Source organism: Myroides odoratimimus (assembly GCF_030326305.1).
In the GTDB taxonomy this organism is placed as follows: Bacteria; Bacteroidota; Bacteroidia; order Flavobacteriales; family Flavobacteriaceae; genus Flavobacterium; species Flavobacterium odoratimimum_A.
Genome location: NZ_JACAKB010000067.1, coordinates 1 through 2,803 on the forward strand (window position 1 = coordinate 1; position 2,803 = coordinate 2,803).

Annotated in this window: 2 protein-coding genes and 1 pseudogene; all 3 read right to left on the minus strand. The window is 38.4% G+C overall.

The features are described 5' to 3' along the window. A pseudogene (locus HX049_RS18240) lies at window positions 1–179 on the minus strand (IS66 family transposase); the annotation flags it as partial. A 97-nt stretch (window positions 180–276) separates the two neighbouring features. Further along, window positions 277–1,995, minus strand: a complete 1,719-nt coding sequence (gene ltrA / locus HX049_RS18245; protein WP_286417802.1) for a group II intron reverse transcriptase/maturase — start codon at window positions 1,993–1,995, stop codon at window positions 277–279. Window positions 1,996–2,512: 517 nt separating this feature from the next. Beyond that, a complete protein-coding gene (locus HX049_RS18250; protein WP_286417803.1) occupies window positions 2,513–2,746 on the minus strand; it encodes an IS66 family transposase in 234 nt (77 codons plus the stop codon). Window positions 2,747–2,803 lie beyond the last annotated feature (57 nt).

The window sequence follows — 2,803 nt, forward strand, 5'->3', positions numbered from 1 at the left end:
TGGTCAGGAGCTAAGTTTTGTTCTTTAGCTTTTCTCTCTATAGCATATAACTTCTGTATTTCTACTAGTACATGCTGGGCCCTTTTTCTATCGTTATCTAAAGCTTTTTCAAATTCACGTCGAGCGTGTGCCCAACAGCCAAGATGTGTAACATCTGACTTATTCCCATAAGCTTTGTAGTCGGGTAAGAGGGCTCAGTTACCTGAGCCGACTCCCCTAAGAACCGTGCGTGCAAGTTTCCCTGCACACGGCTCAAGTTATTTCAAGCTAAATCTTTTATTGGTTTAGCCGATAGGGTATCACAAATTTAGGTTCGTTCCCACGAGCACACTTTGGATGCAGTAAACTGAGGTTATCCAAACTGTCACTTCCACCTTCAAGTTTATTCTTGTGCCAATACACAACCCAATTACTTAATTTAGTAACTTTCTCAAGACAAACAGGGCAAATTCCATTTTGATGTTTCCATAAAGCCATAACTTTTAACTTCCCACTTTTATTATTTCTCCATTTTTGTGAGGTGCGTTCTTGAAAATACTTTTCGTAAGATGGGTCAAACGGAGTAGCTTGTTGCTTTATTTTAATGTGTCGTATGATGAGGATACTTCTAGCAGAACATAGAGTATCTGTCACGATTGTTCCATGCTCCTTGGTAATACTTCTGAAAATCCAATCACGTTGTTCGATACGATGGAAATATTTAGATTTTATCCATTTTTTCCCTTTGTTTGGATGTCTTCTAATACACCAACTCCATAAAGCTCTCCAAATTTCTTTATCCACTTGGCTAAATATTTCTGACGAAACCACATGCCTGTGATAATAAGCCCAACCTCTTATTTTCGGATTTAATATACGGATAAGCTCAGTTTGACTCATACTTCTTGCCCAACGAGTTATCTTTCTAATATTGGTGAGAAAAGTTTCTATGTTTGCTTTAGAGGGTTTAATCAAAAGTTTTTCATTTCCATTGCGCATTCTGTACTTTCGAATATTTTGTCCAAGAAAATCGAAACCATTGTAAATATGGGTTATGTTGGTTTTTGTTAAAGAAAGCTCTAAGCCACGTTGCTTTAGAAAAGATTGAATCATAGGTTTAACTTCATCTTCTAGAACTTCCTTGGTTCTGCCTATAACTACAAAGTCATCAGCATAACGTACGAATAAAATAGGATTCTTGCGTTGTTTGGAATAAGTTCCGTCCAATTTAAAAGAACCGAACTTTCTACCTAACAAATCTTCAATTCCGTCAAGAACCATATTTGCGAGTGTTGGTGACGCAAGCCCTCCTTGGGGTGTACCTAGATTTGTTGGAAATAGTTTACCACGTTCCATAAAACCAGATTTTAACCATTGTAAAAGAACTTTTTTATCCATAGGAATGTTTTCTATTATCCATTGATGGCTAATCAAGTCAAAACAAGATTTAATATCACCCTCTAAAACCCATTGAGAAGCTCTCTTTGTAGCTAAACTAGTAAAAAGTTGTTCAATAGCATCGGCTGTACCTCTTTCAGGACGAAATCCATAGCTATTCCAATCCGCTTTTATTTCAGAAATAGGCAGTAGAGCCATCGTATGCAAAGCTTGCATTGCACGGTCTTTCATACAAGGAAGACCTAATGGTCTACGGCTTTTTCCGTCTGATTTAAGGATATATACTCGTTTTAGCGGAAGTGCTTTATAGCCTCTTCGTTTAAGAGAGTGTACCATATTCCATTTATCCTTTGCGGATGATAACAAAACTCCGTCTATGCCAGCAGTACGGTGTCCTTTGTTTTGTGATACACGTTTTACCGCCAAACATTTGGCAGAAAAACTGTGTGTGAGAAGCCATTGTAATGCTTTAACTTTACGATGATTTCCTAGTTTTTCCCATCTAGCGATACGCAGTTGAAGCTTCTTTACCTCCAATAGACAAGCTTTCCAGTTAATGGAGTTCCAGTCTTTGCAGGTGCCAATCGCATCCGTGGCACTATTTGTGTTCACAGTCATTTGCATAATTGTCTTTATAAAAGTTCTTCTTCTTCTCTCGCTGAAATAACCAGAGATAAGTCTGCCAGTTTTCACTGTAGGGCAATCCTTTCATCCCTTATACATTCCATTACAGAATGTCATTCGCTTTTTATCTCGTCCTTTAACCGCTCATCCATAGACTTTCCTTACGGTCAGTTTTGCACTAATGTGCGAATGAACGGTCTTACCCTGTTGCCATTATCCAACACACTGACTTAGATGTCGACTTTCCACCGTGTGCATTAATTGACTGTGTATCCTCAAGCGGAAAAAGGGATAACCTGCACAATTACCATTTTGGTTTAAGCGTATCAGTTCTTTTCGCTTATTTGGGTTAACGGTGTTTAACATCGATTCATTTAATTTCATCATATCAGCAAGCCTAACCCTATCCGAAATTGAACTTTTCGGTACCTATTTCCCTCACAGGAATTTAAGTCTTCCCTCTGAGGTAATTTGGTATATTGTTCTTCGAGCTATCACACAGAACAATTACTCATCCTGCATGTCGAAGTAGGCTACTGCCAACAGTATGGCAGGTTCTGTATCCAGTTTCCTGGTTGAACAATTGTATAATGACCTTTGCAGGTCGCACCCCGCTATAACCATCAGTCTGCAGGTATCCTTTAAAATTCTCTAATACAGGTAATGCAGCACTACTAGCACGAGTAGGACTGTAATTAAACCCACATTCCGCATTAGAAAAAGATGTATATTTATTAAGTGTAATTCCTAACGCGTAGCGTTAGAAAAATTAAGCCTATGAATTTTGACCTATCCTTTACCA

Bases quoted from the DNA above. Each gene is read 5' to 3' on its own strand.
- ltrA (WP_286417802.1), bottom strand. From the start codon at position 1,995: ATGACTGTGAACACAAATAGTGCCACGGATGCGATTGGCACCTGCAAA.